Source organism: Pseudomonas sp. DCB_BI (genome assembly GCF_026240995.1).
Classification (GTDB): domain Bacteria; phylum Pseudomonadota; class Gammaproteobacteria; order Pseudomonadales; family Pseudomonadaceae; genus Aquipseudomonas.
The window spans coordinates 1-390 of sequence record NZ_JAPFCG010000090.1 but is presented as its reverse complement, the minus strand read 5'-3'; the positions used below and the strand labels follow the sequence as shown (position 1 = coordinate 390).

The following is a 390-nucleotide window of genomic DNA, read 5'->3' as shown; positions in this document are numbered from 1 at the left end:
GGCCATGGCCCAGGTGCAGCTGCAGGAGTCTGGGGGAGGATTGGTGCAGGCTGGGGGCTCTCTGAGACTCTCCTGTACAGCCTCTGGAGGCACCGTGAATACTTATGCCATGGGCTGGTTCCGCCAGGCCACAGGACAGGAGCGTGAGTTTGTCGCAGGCATTAGCGCGGTTGGTGTTATCACAGACTATTCAGGTTCCGTGAAGGGCCGATTCACCATTTCGAGGGACAAAGCCAAGAATATGGTGTCGCTACAAATGAACACCCTGAGACCTGAGGACACGGCCGTTTACTACTGTGCAGCAGGTACCCGGGTAGTAGACATGCCCAGACGCCCGCTCTTCATGGGCCAGGGGACCCAGGTCACCGTCTCCTCACACCACCATCACCA

At 58.5% G+C, this 390-nt stretch carries 1 protein-coding gene; it reads left to right on the top strand.

What is annotated here, in order from left to right; genetic code table 11:
- Window positions 1-94: 94 nt before the first annotated feature.
- The coding region (locus tag OO258_RS27410; RefSeq protein ID WP_266035063.1) for a hypothetical protein at window positions 95-390 on the top strand (296 nt) is incomplete at its 3' end.